Here is a 14,447-nt window from a genome sequence, read left to right as displayed (position 1 = left end):
CGGCATCAGGCCTCGACCTGACTCCACTGCTTGCTCAGGCGCTTGTCCGACACCGCCATCTTGGTGCCCAGCTGCTGGGCGAACAGCGACACGCGGTATTCCTCCAGCATCCAGCGATACAGCGTCAGCTCGGGGTCGCGCTTGCCTTCCTGGGCGTGCTTGGCCGCACGCGCCTGGTACTGCTGCCAGTAGCCGCTCAGCTCGCCGGTCCATACGCGGTCGCGCTGCACCTGGGCGCCGACCTTGTCCAGGCGCTGTTCGATGGCCTTGAGGTAACGCGGGATTTCCTTGAGCCACTCGCCCGGCGTCTCGCGCACGAAACCGGCATAGACCAGGTTCGCCAGCTGCTGCTTGATGTCGTTGAGCGCCATGGCCTGGGCCAGGTCGATCTTGCCCTTGAAGCGCTTCTGCAGGCCATGGTGCAACTTGAGGATCTCCAGCACCTGGCGGGCGATGCGTTCGGCGTGGGCGGTCCAGTCGCCGCGCTTGCGCTCGGCCAGTTGCGCCAGGGCGGCGCCGTCGCGCGGCAACGTCGCTTCGCCATCGAGGATGCAGGCGTCCAGGCTGGCCAGCAGGATGTCTTCGACCAGCGCCTCGACGCGGCCGATCTCGCGGTAGAGCAGGCCCAGCTCGGTCAGCCCCGGCAGCTTGCCGCGCAGAAACTTGGCCTGCTCGGCCAGTTGCTGCAGCAGCAGGCGTTGCAGGGCGCGGCGATGCTGAAAATCCGCCTCGGCCTGGGTCGGGAAGCGCCCTTCCTTGACCACGCCCGCCTCCTCCACCAGCGCCGGGTAGACGGTCATGGAGAGGCCGGCGATCTTCTGCTGGGCCTTCTCGGCGACCTCGGCGAAGGCCTTGGCCTCCACCGTTTTCGGCTTGTCGCTCTGCTGCGGGATGGCCAGCGCGGCCTGGCTGGCCTCGGCGAAACGTGCGGTCAGCTCGGCCAGGTCGCGGCCTTCGCCGAGGAACTTGCCATGGGCGTCGACCACCTCGATGTTCATCTTCAGGTGGTTTTCCAGCCCGGCGGCGGCCTCCGCCCAGGCCTCATCGGAGACCCGCACGCCGGTCATGCGCAGCAGTTCCTGACCCAGCGCCTGCGGCAGCGAGCCCTGGCCGAACACCAGCTTGTCCAGCGCCGCGCCGACGAAGTCCGGCACCGGCACGAAGTTCTTGCGCAGCGCCTTGGGCAGGCCGCGCACCAGGGCGATGCACTTGGCTTCCAGCAGCCCCGGCACCAGCCATTCGAGGCGCTCGGGTTGCAGTTGCGGCAGCAGCGGCGCCGGCACGCGCAGGGTCACGCCGTCGCGCGGATGGTTGGGCTCGAAGTGGTAGCTCAGCGGCAGTTGCAGCTCGCCGATGCGCAAATTGTCCGGGTACTGCGCGGCGGTGACGTCCTTGGCGTCGCGGGCCAGGGCGTCCTCCTCGCGCATGATCAGCAGCCCGGCGTCGGCGGCGCTGCCCTTCTTGTACCAGGCCTCGAAACTGGCGGTCTGGTAGATGTCCTGTGGGATGCGCGCGTCGTAGTAGCCGAACAAGGTCTCTTCATCGGCGAGGATGTCGCGGCGGCGCGACTTGGCCTCCAGCTCGTCGAGGCGTTCGAGCAACTGGCGGTTGGCGGTCAGGCAGCGCACCCGGCTGTTGATCTCGCCGCGCACCAGGCCCTCGCGGATAAACAGCTCGCGCGAAACCACCGGGTCGATGGGGCCGTAGTGCACCGGGCGGCGAGCGACCACGATCATGCCGTACAAAGTGACCTGCTCGAAGGCCACCACCTGGCCGCGCTTCTTCTCCCAGTGCGGCTCCAGATAGTTCTTCTTCACCAGATGGCCAGCCAGCGGCTCGATCCAGTCCGGCTCGATCCTGGCCACCATGCGGGCGAACAGCTTGGTGGTTTCCACCAGCTCGGCGGCCATCACCCAGTTGGGCTTCTTGCGCCCGATCACGCTGGACGGGTGAATCCAGAAGCGCCGCTGGCGCGCGCCGAGGTAGTCGCCGTCCTCGGTCTTCTGGCCGATCTGGCTGAGCAGGCCGGCGAGAATGGCCTTGTGCACGGCGGCGTAGTTCTTCGCCCGCACCGCCGCCTCGCTGACCTCGGCCTGCTGGCGGGCGATGGCGTTGACGCGGGTGTCCTTGGTCGGTTGCGGGGCCTTGCTGTCCGCCGGCTGTGGTTCGCGGCTGAGGCCGCTCCGACCGATTCCGCGTTCGCCTTCGAGCTTCAGCTCGCGGACGATCAGCACCAGCTGGCGGTGCGCATCGCGCCATTCGCGCAGGCGCATGTAGTTGAGGAAGTTCTTCTTGCACCAGCTGCGCAGCGGGTTGGCCCCCAGCGCCTGGCGCTGCTCCTCGAAGCCGCGCCAGAGGTTAATCAGCGCGGCGAAATCCGAGTCCACGTCCTTCCACTGCGCGTGCGCCTGGTCGGCGGCCTGCTGGCGGTCCATCGGCCGCTCGCGCGGATCCTGCACCGATAGAGCGCTTGCGACTATGAGGATCTCCTCCAGGCTGCCCTGCCTGGCGCCTTCGAGCACCATGCGGCCCAGGCGCGGGTCGATGGGCAGGCGCGCCAGCTGGCGGCCGATGGGCGTCAGCTGGCTTTCGCGATTGACCGCCGACAGCTCCTGCAAGAGGTTGAAGCCGTCGCTGATGGCCTTGCCGTCTGGCGGCTCGATAAAGGGGAAGTCCTCGATGCTGCCCAGGCGCAGGTGCAGCATCTGCAGGATCACCGCCGCCAGGTTGGTGCGGAGGATTTCCGGGTCGGTGAATTCCGGGCGGCCGAGAAAATCCTCCTCGCTGTACAGACGGATGCAGATGCCCGGCTCGACCCGCCCGCAACGGCCCTTGCGCTGGTTGGCGCTGGCCTGCGACACCGGCTCGATGGGCAGGCGCTGCACCTTGGCGCGGTAGCTGTAGCGGCTGATACGCGCGGTGCCGCTGTCGATCACGTAGCGGATGCCCGGCACGGTCAGCGAGGTCTCGGCGACGTTGGTGGCCAGCACTATCTTGCGCCCCGGCATCGGCGCGAAGATCTTCTGCTGCTCGGCCGGGGTCAGCCGCGCGTAGAGCGGCAGCACCTCGGTGTGGCGCAGGTTGGCCTTGCGCAGCACTTCGGCGGCCTCGCGGATCTCGCGCTCGCCGGGCAGGAACACCAGCACGTCGCCGGGACGCTTGCCGACCTCGCGTTCATGGGCGGCGATCTCGTCCAGCGCGGCGAGGATACCCTGGTCGATGGAGAGGTCGTCGAGCAGGCGCTCACCCTCCTCGTCCACCTCGGCGGCCAGCGGCCGGTACCAGGTGTCCACCGGGTAGGTGCGGCCGGACACCTCGATGATCGGCGCGTCGTTGAAATGCTTGGAGAAGCGCTCCAGGTCGATGGTCGCCGAGGTGATGATCAGCTTGAGGTCGGGCCGACGCGGCAGCAGGGTCTTCAGATAGCCGAGGAGGAAGTCGATGTTGAGGCTGCGCTCGTGGGCCTCGTCGACGATGATGGTGTCGTACTTTTCCAGGAAGCGGTCGTGCTGGGTCTCGGCCAGCAGGATGCCGTCGGTCATCAGCTTGATCAGCGTGCTGTCGGTGCTCTGATCCTCGAAGCGCACCTGGTAGCCGACCAGCTCGCCCAGCTTGGTGCCGATCTCCTCGGCCACCCGCGTGGCGACGCTGCGCGCGGCCAGGCGCCGCGGCTGGGTGTGACCGATCAGGCCGTGCACGCCGCGGCCGAGCTCCAGGCAGATCTTCGGCAACTGGGTGGTCTTGCCCGAGCCGGTCTCGCCGGCGATCACCACCACCTGGCTCTTTTCCAGCGCGGCCTTGATCTCGTCGCGCTTGGCGGCAATCGGCAGCGCGTCGTCGTAGCGCATCGGCGGCACGCTCCGCTGGCGCGCCAGCACCTTGGCGCAGGACGCCTGGAAGCGCTCCAGCCACTGCGCTAGCTTGGCCTCGTCCGGTTTTTTCTGCAGCTCGTGCAGTTGCCGGCGCAGGCGATGGCGGTCGGCCTGCAGGGCCTGGTCGAGGTTCTTGTGCAGTTGGTCGAAGCTGGGGCTGGCGTCGGTCATGGGGGCCGTGCTGGGCGAGTCGTCTGGGAGGCAGCCGCGGATTGTCGCAGATTTGCCCCGACCAAGACGACCGCCGTCGACGCCAACGGCAGCCTGGCCAGTCCGACTAGCAAGAGCGGTCGTCCGTGTCGCCAGTTCGATCCTGTGGCTTCGGCTCTTGATCGCGCCGTTCGACGGCCTTGGCCACAAGGTGCCCGGCCAGGTTACAGCTGCAGCGTCTAGCCCCCGTGCGGGATAAAGCTCTTCGCCGCCGAGCAGAGTCCAAAGCACCTTGGCCTGACCGAACCGGCCGACCGGCAGCGCGAAGATCTCGCGTTCCAGCACCAGCAGGTCGGCCTGCTTGCCCTCCGCCAGCGAGCCACTGAGATCTTCCTGGCGCAAGGTGCGGGCCGCCTCCAGGGTGGTAGGCGCGGATCGCCGCATCCAGACTGTGCAGGCCGCCCGCTCCCAGGTTCAGGGCGTTGTGCATGATGCCCAGCGGCGCCAGCAGATTCACGTCCCAGTCCAAACTAAGGAGGGGCTGATCGTCCCTATCGACGGGGGCAAGTCCAGACAGAAGGCTGGATCACTAGCGCGGCATGTTCTTGGTCACGCAGTGGATGCCCCCGCCTCCGATGATCGGGTCGATATTGACCTAGACGATGGCGCGGCCCGAACACAGCCGGGTGAGCAGGTCCTTGCTGTACTTGTCCGCCACCGCGTCGCCGAATTGCGGGGCGATCACCGCGCCGTTGATCGGCAGGTAGTTGATATAGCCGGGAGCAAAACACGGATTGTTGCGTAGGCCGCGGCCGCCCTGGCCGTCGACCACGAAGCAGCCGACATAGTCGCGCACCTAGACGTCGTCCAGCGGCATGGTCAGAAACTGGATGTTGCTGGTGGCGCACTTGCTCCTGGCCTGGGCCAGCTGGGCCGGCCGGCACAGCACGCTGACCGGTTGATACCTGGCGATGGTTCGGCCCAGTCCTGCCAGACCGCTGTGGAGGCGGAGAAGGCGAGCCCCTCTCCTGCACCTCGTTTTCGTCCGGCATTTACCAGCTGCCGGCCAGGGCCGCGCGCGCCCTGGTCAGCGAGCTGCGGCCTCCTCCGCCTGCACCCGGGAGCTGCTGCAGCCCTTGCGCGCGCAGCGGGTACGCGGCCCGCACTGCCTGGCTGGTGCACTGTGACAGCGAGGGCGACCCACTGACCCGGAGCTTCTGCCGCTATTATGGAGCAGCGCCAGCCTAGGGTGCGCCGTATGCACACCGACTCCGGCGAGAACTGCAGGCATTGGAACCGGGTCAGGGGGCGCTACTAAGCCCCTCCCAAGCATCCCCGCCATTGATCGTGAGGTGGTGCGCACGGCCTAGGCGGCCCCGCGACACCCTACGAAAGACGCTGCAACTCGCGACGCACCATATTGGCGAACTCCGGCGGGCTGAGCTGGTACAGCTCCTGCGCCACCCAGGGCAGCCAGCGCCCTTGCAGTTCGGCCTTGCGCGCCAGCAGGCGCTGGGCCTCGGCTTCGGCGCGTCCCTGGTGCTTACGGTGGTAGTCGGCACGGCTCGGTTTTTCTGTGCTCACGGTGTTGCCCTTTTCCTCATGCCGGGCGGAGCAGGCATAATCGCCGCCTGTTCGCCCATTTCGACCGTCATCAATGCGCATCCACGTCAGCTTTATCGACCGCGTCGGCATTACCCAGGAAGTCCTGGCGCTGCTCGGCGGGCGCAATCTGAACCTCGATGCGGTGGAGATGGTACCGCCAAACGTCTATATCGACGCACCGACCCTGAGCGCCGCCGTGCTCGACGAGCTGCGCGACGCGCTGTTGCAGGTGCATGGCGTGCAGAGCGTGCAGGTGGTCGATATCCTCCCCGGCCAGCGCCGCCGCCTGCAGCTCGACGCCCTGCTCGCCGCCATGCCCGACCCGGTGCTGGCGGTGGATGATCGCGCCACCGTGCTGCTGGCCAACCCGGCACTGGTCGAGCTGTGCGGCAGCGCCCCGGCCGGCCAGAGCATCGCCGCGCTGTTCGCCGACGACGAACTGCAGCGGGCGCTGCTCGCCGCCGAGTTCCGTCTGCCGCTGCGCGAAGTCACCCTCGGCGGCCAGCCGCTGCTGCTCGATGCCCAGCCGATCACCGAGGAGCGGCGTCTGGCCGGCGGCCTGCTGACGCTCTATGCGCCGAGCCGGATCGGCGAGCGCCTGGCGGCGCTGCACCACGATCACACCGATGGCTTCGATTCGCTGCTCGGCGACTCGACACCGATTCGCACCCTCAAGGCGCGCGCCCTGCGCGTGGCGGCGCTGGATGCGCCGCTGCTGATCCAGGGCGAGACCGGCACCGGCAAGGAGCTGGTGGCGCGCGCCTGCCACGCGGTCAGCGCGCGACGCAGCGCGCCGTTCCTGGCGCTGAACTGCGCGGCGCTGCCGGAAAACCTGGCCGAGAGCGAGCTGTTCGGCTATGCCCCCGGCGCCTTTACCGGCGCCCAGCGCGGCGGCAAGCCGGGGCTGCTGGAGCTGGCCAACCAGGGCACGGTATTTCTCGACGAGATCGGCGAGATGTCGCCCTACCTGCAGGCCAAGCTGCTGCGCTTTTTGAGCGATGGCAGCTTCCGCCGGGTCGGCGGCGAGCGCGAGGTCAGGGTCAACGTGCGCATCCTCAGCGCCACTCATCGCGACCTGGAACAGATGGTCGCCCAGGGCAGCTTCCGCGAAGACCTGTTCTACCGCCTCAACGTGCTCAATCTGGAAGTGCCGCCGTTGCGCGAGCGCGGCCAGGACATCCTGCTGCTGGCCCAGCACTTCATGGCCCAGGCCTGCGCGCAGATCCAGCGCCTGCCCTGCCGCCTGGCACCGGCCACTTTTCCGGCGCTGCTGGCCAATCGCTGGCCGGGCAACGTGCGCCAGCTGCAGAACGTGATCTTCCGCGCCGCCGCCATCTGCGACAGCAACTGGGTGGAGATCGACGATCTGGATATCGCCGGCACCGAGGTGGCGCCACGCCTGAATGGCGAGATCGGCAGCCTGGAACAGGCCATGGACGACTACGAGAAGGCGCTGCTGGAAAAGCTCTACGCCAGCCATCCTTCCAGCCGCCAGCTGGCCGCGCGCCTGGGCACCTCGCATACCGCCATCGCCAAACGCCTGCGCAAGTACGGAATACCGGACAAGCACTGAGACCAGGGTCAATAAGCGAACCGCGCACCCTGTAGGGTGGCTTAGGCGCCTGTCTTCGTACTGATGCCCCCGCAATTTCTGCCGCGCCGTAACCCACCACTGGCGCCACGCCGAAAGATCGCCTGGAGGGTTACGCGGCGCGCCACGAGCGAGGTGTCAGAACGCTCGGAGCTTGGCGCCGCTAACCTGCGCGGCCCGCCCCCGTTCCCCCGATACCTCGGGCTGCCGCGATAGGCCGCGGCGGGTTATATCGGCTCGGAACTGGTCGGTACCTTGATCACCCCGCAGGCGACCCGCGCACCGCCACCCCCCAGGGACTGCGGATGGTCGGAATGGTTGTCGGCGCCGGCGTGGATCATCAGGGCGCGGTTGTGCAGTTCATCCAGGCGCTTCAAGCGTGGCGCCAATGCCGGTTGACTGGCGCTGCCGTCGGCCGCCACGTGGAGCGCGGGCAGATCGCCGAGGTGGGCGTCGTCCTCCCAGGGGAAACCGTGGCGGCCGGTATTTTTCGGGTCCCAGTGACCACCGGCCGCCGCGGCCGGGGTCAGCTTGCCATCCACCTCGACCGCGTTGCAGTTGGCCAGCATATGCACGTGAAAACCATGGATGCCCGGCTCCAGCCCCTTGAGCTGCGGGGTGAACACCAGGCCGTAGGCGGACTGCCTGATGGCCACGGTGCCCAGCGAGGCGCCGGGGCCCGTCTCGGTCGCCTGCTCCATGACTACGGTGACGGTGTCGCTGGCCTGCGCGGCGACTGCGCCGCCCAGGGCCAATACCAGTGGAATCAGGGGTTTCATGGCAGTTGCTCTCCTTTGCCTTAAGTAGCCCTGTAACCGACCGCTGGTCCGTACGACTGGTTCCACCAACGCACCGTATCGATATCGTTCCTCCGTAACGGTTCAGCAACAGCCCGCCGAACGCCGCGCCGCGACTGGTGCGACCTCGACTTTTCCAGAAACGACACGCACATTCGTAGCGATATCGTTCCACTGGACTGTATACAAGCCTCATAAATACACTTAAGTATTTGTTTTTATTGAATATTTTTATATTGGCACCAGCATTGCTAAGGGTTTACCCAATCTTGCCCGCCAGAGCGTGGGCGCCCCTTATGCCCGCCGCCTAGAAGCGGGCACCCTTGCCCCTTGAGGAGTTGACATGAGCGAGTTGCGTTTCACCGCCGATCACGAATGGCTGCGTCTGGACAACGATGGTCTGGTGACCGTCGGCATCACCCATTACGCCCAGGACGCGCTCGGCGACGTGGTGTACGTACAGCTGCCGGAAGTGAAGGCCTACGCCCAGGGCGAAGAGGTGGCGGTGCTGGAGTCGGTCAAGGCTGCCAGCAACATCGTCATGCCGCTGGACGGCGAGATCGTCGAAATCAACGCCGACCTGGAAGGCAGCCCGGAGCTGGTCAACGAGTCGCCGCTGGACAAGGCCTGGTTCTTCCGCATGCGCCTGGCCGACAACGCCGTGCTCGCCGACCTGCTGGACAAGGCCGGCTATGATCGTCTGTTGAACGCCAATGCCGACGCCTGAGTGACCGCCATGACCAAGCTCGATACCCAGAACGAATTCATCGCCCGCCACATCGGCCCGCGCGATGCCGACACCGCCGCCATGCTCGAACTGCTCGGCTACGACTCGGTGGACGCACTGACCGGTGCCGTGATCCCCGAGAGCATCAAGGGCACCAGCATCCTCGGCGAGCAGCCGGGCCTGTCGGAAGCCGACGCCCTGGCCAAGATCAAGGCCATCGCCGCGAAGAACCAGCAGTTCAAGAACTACATCGGCCAGGGCTACTACGGCACCCACACGCCGAGCCCGATCCTGCGCAACCTGCTGGAAAACCCGGCCTGGTACACCGCCTACACCCCGTACCAGCCGGAGATTTCCCAGGGCCGCCTGGAAGCGCTGCTGAACTTCCAGACCCTGATCAGCGACCTCACCGGCATGCAGATCGCCAACGCCTCCTTGCTCGACGAGGCCACCGCCGCCGCCGAGGCCATGACCTTCTGCAAGCGTCTGTCGAAGAACAAGGCTAGCAACACCTTCTTCGCCTCCCAGCACTGCCACCCGCAGACCCTCGACGTGCTGCGCACCCGTGCCGAGCCGCTGGGCATCGAAGTTGAAGTCGGCGACGAAGCCGCCATCACCGATGCCAGCGCCTACTTCGGCGCGCTGCTGCAGTACCCGGCGAGCAATGGCGACATCTTCGACTACCGCGCCCTGGTCGAGCGCTTCCACGCTGCGGGCGCCCTGGTGGCCGTGGCCGCCGACCTGCTGGCCCTGACCCTGCTCACCCCGCCGGGCGAGTTCGGCGCCGACGTCGCCCTGGGCAGCGCCCAGCGCTTCGGTGTGCCGCTGGGCTTCGGTGGCCCGCACGCTGCCTACTTCGCCACCCGCGACGCGTTCAAGCGCGACATGCCGGGCCGCCTGGTCGGCATGTCGGTGGACCGCTTCGGCAAGCCGGCCCTGCGCCTGGCCATGCAGACCCGCGAGCAGCACATCCGCCGCGAGAAGGCCACCAGTAACATCTGTACCGCCCAGGTGCTGCTGGCCAACATCGCCAGCATGTACGCCGTGTACCACGGCCCGAAAGGCCTGAGCGAGATCGCTCAGCGCGTACACAGCTTCACCGCCATCCTCGCCCTGGGCCTGACCAAGCTGGGCCACGGCGTCGAGCAGCAGCACTTCTTCGACACCCTGAGCATCAAGACCGGCGCCAAGACCGCTGAGCTGCATGCCAAGGCCCGTGCCGCCGGCATCAACCTGCGCGAGATCGACGCCGAGCGTCTGGGTCTGTCGCTGGACGAAACCACCGACCAGGCCGCCGTCGAGGCGCTGCTGGCACTGTTCGCCGGCGATCAGGCCACCCCTGCTGTCGCCGACCTGGCCGCACAGATCGCCAGCCGCCTGCCAGAAGGCCTGCTGCGCCAATCGGCCATCCTGCAGCACGAGGTGTTCAACCGCTACCACAGCGAAACCGAGCTGATGCGCTACCTGCGCAAGCTGGCTGACAAGGACCTGGCCCTGGATCGCAGCATGATCCCGCTGGGCTCCTGCACCATGAAGCTCAACGCCGCCAGCGAGATGATCCCGGTGACCTGGCCGGAGTTCGGCAACCTGCACCCCTTCGCTCCGGTCGAGCAGGCCGCCGGCTATACCCAGCTGACCAACGAACTGGAAGCCATGCTCTGCGCCGCTACCGGCTACGACGCCGTGTCGCTGCAGCCCAACGCCGGCTCCCAGGGCGAGTACGCGGGTCTCTTGGCCATCCGCGCCTACCACCTCAGCCGTGGCGACGATCAGCGCGACATCTGCCTGATCCCGCAATCGGCCCACGGCACCAACCCGGCGACCGCCTCCATGGCCGGCATGCGCGTGGTGGTGACCGCCTGTGATGCGCGCGGCAACGTCGACATCGCCGATCTGAAGGCCAAGGCCGAAGAGCACAAGGATCGCCTGGCGGCGATCATGATCACCTACCCGTCCACCCACGGTGTGTTCGAGGAAGGCATCCGCGAGATCTGCCAGATCATCCACGACAACGGCGGCCAGGTTTACATCGACGGCGCCAACATGAACGCCATGGTCGGCCTTTGCGCCCCGGGCCAGTTCGGCGGCGACGTCTCGCACCTGAACCTGCACAAGACCTTCTGCATCCCGCACGGCGGCGGCGGCCCGGGCGTCGGCCCGATTGGCGTCAAGTCGCACCTGGCGCCGTTCCTGCCGGGCCATGGCCACATGGCACGCAAGGAAGGTGCAGTGAGCGCCGCGCCGTTCGGCAGCGCCAGCATCCTGCCGATCACCTGGATGTACATCACCATGATGGGCGGCAACGGCCTCAAGCGCGCGTCGCAGATGGCCATTCTCAACGCCAACTACATTGCCCGTCGTCTGGAAGAGCACTACCCGGTGCTGTACTCCGGCGAAGGCGGCCTGGTGGCGCACGAGTGCATCCTCGACATCCGTCCGCTCAAGGACAGCAGCGGCATCAGCGTCGACGACGTGGCCAAGCGCCTGATCGACTTCGGCTTCCACGCCCCGACCATGTCCTTCCCGGTGGCCGGCACCCTGATGATCGAGCCGACCGAGAGCGAGTCCAAGGAAGAGCTGGATCGCTTCTGCGACGCCATGATCGCCATCCGCGAGGAAATTCGCGCGGTCGAGCAGGGCCGTCTGGACAAGGACGACAACCCGCTGAAGAACGCCCCGCACACCGCCCTGGAACTGGTCGGCGACTGGCACCACGCCTACAGCCGCGAGCAGGCCGTGTACCCGCTGGCGAGCCTGATCGAGGCCAAGTACTGGCCGCCGGTTGGCCGCGTGGACAACGTCTACGGCGACCGCAACCTGGTCTGCGCCTGCCCGTCCATCGAGGCGTATCAGGACGCGTAAGCGCCCATAACCTTCCCTCTCCCGCCTGCGGGAGAGGGAAGGTTCATCGCTCTACCCAGTTTCTATTCGGCTCCCCTCACCGGGGCGGGCCGACTGCATCCCGAGAAAAACGATAAAGAGGGCCTCACCATGTTCAGCAAGCACGACCAACTGCAGGGCTATGACGATGCCCTGCTCGCGGCGATCCAGGCCGAAGAACAGCGCCAGGAAGACCATATCGAGCTGATCGCCTCGGAGAACTACTGCAGCCAGCGCGTGATGCAGGCGCAAGGCAGCGGCCTGACCAACAAGTACGCCGAAGGCTATCCGGGCAAGCGCTACTACGGTGGCTGCGAGCATGTGGACAAGGTCGAGGCACTGGCCATCGAGCGCGCCAAGCAGCTGTTCGGCGCCGACTACGCCAACGTGCAGCCGCACTCGGGCTCCTCGGCCAACAGCGCCGTGTACCTGGCGCTGCTCAATGCCGGCGATACCATTCTCGGCATGAGCCTGGCCCATGGCGGCCACCTGACCCACGGCGCCAAGGTGTCGTCCTCGGGCAAGCTGTACAACGCGGTGCAGTACGGCATCGACGAGAACGGCCTGATCGATTACGACGAAGTCGAGCGCCTGGCCATCGAGCACAAGCCGAAGATGATCGTCGCCGGTTTCTCGGCCTACTCGCGCGTGCTGGACTTCCCGCGTTTCCGCGCCATCGCCGACAAGGTGGGCGCTCTGCTGTTCGTCGATATGGCCCATGTGGCGGGACTCGTGGCCGCCGGTCTGTACCCCAACCCGGTGCCGTTCGCCGACGTGGTCACCACCACCACGCACAAGACCCTGCGCGGTCCGCGTGGCGGCCTGATCCTGGCGCGGGGCAACGAAGAGATCGAGAAGAAGCTCAACTCCGCCGTGTTCCCCGGTGCCCAGGGCGGCCCGCTGATGCACGTCATCGCGGCCAAGGCGGTGTGCTTCAAGGAGGCGCTGGAGCCGGGCTTCAAGGCCTACCAGCAGCAGGTGATCGACAACGCCCGCGCCATGGCCGAAGTGTTCGTCGAGCGCGGCTATGACGTGGTTTCCGGCGGTACCGACAACCACCTGATGCTGATCAGCCTGGTCAAGCAGGGCCTGACCGGCAAGGCGGCCGACGCGGCGCTGGGCGCAGCCCACATCACGGTGAACAAGAATGCCGTGCCGAACGACCCGCAGAGCCCCTTCGTCACCTCGGGCATCCGTATCGGCACCCCGGCGGTGACCACCCGCGGCTTCAAGGAAGGCGAATGCCGCACCCTGGCCGGCTGGATCTGCGACATCCTCGACGAGCTGGACAACCCGGCGGTGATCGCGCGTGTCCGTGGTCAGGTCGCCGACCTCTGCGCCACCTTCCCGGTCTACGCTGACTGATAAGGCGGACGCCGGCCCTCCCCTCTCTCTGGGGAGGGGCCAACCGGCGCCGCCAGGAGTACGACATGTCACTGAGCGTTTTCGATCTGTTCAAGATAGGTATCGGGCCGTCCAGCTCGCATACCGTCGGCCCCATGCGCGCCGCCGCGCGCTTCGTCGAGGGGCTCAAGCGCGACGGCCTGCTGGCCGCCACCGACTCGGTCAAGGTGGAGCTGTACGGCTCGCTCGGCGCCACCGGCAAGGGCCACGGCAGCGACAAGGCGGTGCTGCTCGGCCTGGAGGGCGAGCAGCCCGACACGGTCGACACCAGCCGCATCGCCGAGCGCCTGGCCGCCATCCGCAGCGCCGGGCAGATCAACCTACTCGGCGAAAAGACCATCGCCTTCGTCGAGAAGCAGCACCTGGCGATGATCCGCAAGCCGCTGGACTTCCACCCCAACGGCATGATCTTCCGCGCCTTCGACGCCGCCGGCCTGCAGCTGCGCGCCCGCGAGTACTACTCGGTGGGCGGCGGCTTCGTGGTCGACGAACAGGCCGCCGGCGCCGACCGCATCGTCGAGGACAGCACCGCCCTGCAGTATCCCTTTACCACCGGCAAGCAGCTGCTGGCGCTGTGCGCCGAACACAAGCTGTCGATCAGCCAGCTGATGCTGGCCAACGAGGCGGCCTGGCGCCCGGAGGCGGAGACCCGCGCCGGCCTGCTGAATATCTGGCAGGTGATGCAGGACTGCGTCACCGCCGGCTGCCGCAACGAGGGCATCATGCCCGGTGGGCTCAAGGTCAAGCGTCGCGCCGCCGCGCTGCACCGCCAGCTCAGCGAACACCCCGAAGCCTGTCTGCGCGACACCCTCAGCGTGCTCGACTGGGTCAACCTCTACGCCCTGGCGGTGAACGAGGAAAACGCCAGCGGCGGCCGCGTGGTCACCGCCCCCACCAACGGCGCGGCCGGCATAGTGCCGGCGGTGCTGCACTACTACGCCCGCTTCGTGCCCGGCGCCAACGAGGACGGCGTGGTGCGCTTCCTGCTCACCGCCGCCGCCATCGGCATCCTCTACAAGGAAAACGCCTCGATTTCCGGCGCCGAAGTCGGCTGCCAGGGCGAGGTCGGCGTGGCCTGCTCGATGGCCGCCGGCGCCCTGTGCGAAGTGCTCGGCGGCAGCGTCAACCAGGTGGAGAACGCCGCCGAGATCGGCATGGAGCACAACCTCGGCCTGACCTGCGATCCCATCGGCGGCCTGGTCCAGGTGCCCTGCATCGAGCGCAACGCCATGGGCTCGGTCAAGGCGATCAACGCCGCGCGCATGGCCCTGCGCGGCGACGGCCAGCACTTCGTCTCGCTGGACAAGGTGATCCGCACCATGCGCCAGACCGGCGCCGACATGAAGAGCAAGTACAAGGAAACCGCTCGCGGCGGTCTGGCCGTCAATATCATCGAATGCTGATTCGTCGGGTGTGCGGGG

At 67.2% G+C, this 14,447-nt stretch carries 9 protein-coding genes; 5 read left to right on the top strand and 4 right to left on the bottom strand.

The window, feature by feature from the left end; genetic code table 11:
- Positions 1 to 5: 5 nt before the first annotated feature.
- From hrpA to ACIGFL_RS05230, 3 genes are all read right to left on the bottom strand, one after another.
- Positions 6 to 4,043: an ATP-dependent RNA helicase HrpA gene (gene hrpA / locus ACIGFL_RS05240; protein ID WP_397496356.1), complete on the bottom strand. Its 4,038-nt coding sequence runs from the start codon at positions 4,041 to 4,043 to the stop codon at positions 6 to 8.
- Between the two features lie 634 nt (positions 4,044 to 4,677).
- A complete protein-coding gene (locus ACIGFL_RS05235; protein ID WP_397496355.1) occupies positions 4,678 to 4,878 on the bottom strand; it encodes an agmatine deiminase family protein in 201 nt (66 codons plus the stop codon).
- A gap of 530 nt (positions 4,879 to 5,408) precedes the next feature.
- Positions 5,409 to 5,606 (bottom strand): hypothetical protein, encoded by a 198-nt coding sequence (locus tag ACIGFL_RS05230; RefSeq protein ID WP_397496354.1) that lies wholly within the window; start codon positions 5,604 to 5,606, stop codon positions 5,409 to 5,411.
- 73 nt (positions 5,607 to 5,679) lie between these two features.
- On the opposite strand from ACIGFL_RS05230, the gene ACIGFL_RS05225 reads away from it, so the two are divergent.
- Positions 5,680 to 7,200, top strand: coding sequence for a sigma-54-dependent transcriptional regulator (locus ACIGFL_RS05225; RefSeq protein WP_397496353.1), 1,521 nt, complete (start codon positions 5,680 to 5,682; stop codon positions 7,198 to 7,200).
- Between the two features lie 245 nt (positions 7,201 to 7,445).
- Here the strand turns inward: ACIGFL_RS05225 and sodC are convergent, their stop codons facing one another.
- The gene (gene sodC, locus ACIGFL_RS05220) at positions 7,446 to 7,997 is read right to left on the bottom strand and encodes a superoxide dismutase [Cu-Zn] SodC (RefSeq protein WP_397496352.1); all 552 of its coding nucleotides are present in this window, start codon (positions 7,995 to 7,997) and stop codon (positions 7,446 to 7,448) included.
- Between the two features lie 361 nt (positions 7,998 to 8,358).
- On the opposite strand from sodC, the gene gcvH reads away from it, so the two are divergent.
- From gcvH to ACIGFL_RS05200, 4 genes are all read left to right on the top strand, one after another.
- A complete protein-coding gene (gcvH, locus tag ACIGFL_RS05215; protein WP_003245719.1) occupies positions 8,359 to 8,742 on the top strand; it encodes a glycine cleavage system protein GcvH in 384 nt (127 codons plus the stop codon).
- Between the two features lie 9 nt (positions 8,743 to 8,751).
- Positions 8,752 to 11,604: an aminomethyl-transferring glycine dehydrogenase gene (gcvP, locus tag ACIGFL_RS05210; RefSeq protein ID WP_397496351.1), complete on the top strand. Its 2,853-nt coding sequence runs from the start codon at positions 8,752 to 8,754 to the stop codon at positions 11,602 to 11,604.
- A gap of 129 nt (positions 11,605 to 11,733) precedes the next feature.
- Positions 11,734 to 12,987, top strand: coding sequence for a serine hydroxymethyltransferase (gene glyA, locus ACIGFL_RS05205; protein WP_397496350.1), 1,254 nt, complete (start codon positions 11,734 to 11,736; stop codon positions 12,985 to 12,987).
- 65 nt (positions 12,988 to 13,052) lie between these two features.
- Positions 13,053 to 14,429: an L-serine ammonia-lyase gene (locus tag ACIGFL_RS05200; RefSeq protein ID WP_397496349.1), complete on the top strand. Its 1,377-nt coding sequence runs from the start codon at positions 13,053 to 13,055 to the stop codon at positions 14,427 to 14,429.
- Positions 14,430 to 14,447 lie beyond the last annotated feature (18 nt).

Source organism: Pseudomonas sp. NPDC077649 (assembly GCF_044542855.1).
GTDB lineage: Bacteria > Pseudomonadota > Gammaproteobacteria > Pseudomonadales > Pseudomonadaceae > Aquipseudomonas.
This window is presented reverse-complemented; position numbering and strand designations above follow the sequence as displayed.

What these genes read in the sequence shown, in the direction of transcription:
- hrpA (WP_397496356.1), bottom strand. Translation starts at nt 4,043, where the DNA reads ATGACCGACGCCAGCCCCAGCTTCGACCAACTGCACAAGAACCTCGAC.
- ACIGFL_RS05225 (WP_397496353.1), top strand. Translation starts at nt 5,680, where the DNA reads ATGCGCATCCACGTCAGCTTTATCGACCGCGTCGGCATTACCCAGGAA.
- sodC (WP_397496352.1), bottom strand. Translation starts at nt 7,997, where the DNA reads ATGAAACCCCTGATTCCACTGGTATTGGCCCTGGGCGGCGCAGTCGCC.
- gcvH (WP_003245719.1), top strand. Translation starts at nt 8,359, where the DNA reads ATGAGCGAGTTGCGTTTCACCGCCGATCACGAATGGCTGCGTCTGGAC.
- gcvP (WP_397496351.1), top strand. Translation starts at nt 8,752, where the DNA reads ATGACCAAGCTCGATACCCAGAACGAATTCATCGCCCGCCACATCGGC.
- glyA (WP_397496350.1), top strand. Translation starts at nt 11,734, where the DNA reads ATGTTCAGCAAGCACGACCAACTGCAGGGCTATGACGATGCCCTGCTC.
- ACIGFL_RS05200 (WP_397496349.1), top strand. Translation starts at nt 13,053, where the DNA reads ATGTCACTGAGCGTTTTCGATCTGTTCAAGATAGGTATCGGGCCGTCC.